Below are 748 nucleotides of genomic sequence, written 5' to 3' on the forward strand. Positions count from 1 at the left end.
CTGTCCGGCTGAATGTGCGAGCTGTCGATATTATGGGACCGATGATGCAGGCGTTTGCTGATACGTTTCATAACGATCCCAAAGAAAAGCCTGGTCTACTACACCGGCTGGACGACAACTATTTTCGGCGTGTAGAGGCACTGGATTTTGCGGTTCAATATGATGATGGTAAAGATGTGAGCGCCATTCTCAAAGCAGATATAGTATTGCTGGGCGTGTCTCGTATCTCCAAAACTCCTTTATCTATGTTTCTCGCACATAAAGGTTATAAAACAGTTAACATTCCGATTGTACCGGAACTGACACCACCCGTTCAATTGAAGGATGTTCAGCATGGCAGAGTGTTCGGATTGACGATCCAGCCGGAGCTGCTGTTGAAAATACGCAGTGAACGACTAAAGGTTATGGGGCTTCCTAATAATGTGCAGTATGCTACAGCGACGAGGGTGGAAGAGGAAATCGCGTATGCGCAGTCTTTGTTTAAAGAGCTGAATTGTCCGGTCATTGATGTTACAGATAAAGCAATTGAAGAGACAGCAGGCTTGATTGTCCGAATGTTGTAGAAGCGATGTAGCTTAGAAGCAGCTTATATAAAGAGAACATGAATCACTGGATACAGGAGTGTAAATATAAAAGGCAGCAAAACTGCCCTGAAAATATATATTTGCCTATGGATACCCATTATTTTTAGGAGAGGTGGAGGGATAAGTATGGAGAGTCAAATGGCATTGGAATTCGTTCGGGTAAC

Annotated in this window: 1 protein-coding gene; it reads left to right on the plus strand. The window is 43.9% G+C overall.

All coding sequences use genetic code 11. From position 1 onward, the window contains the following. On the plus strand, positions 1-563 hold a 563-nt coding region (locus AC5V8P_RS25865; protein ID WP_495474090.1), incomplete at its 5' end, for a pyruvate, water dikinase regulatory protein. Positions 564-748 lie beyond the last annotated feature (185 nt).

The sequence above is a fragment of the Paenibacillus sp. N119s genome (assembly GCF_059447605.1).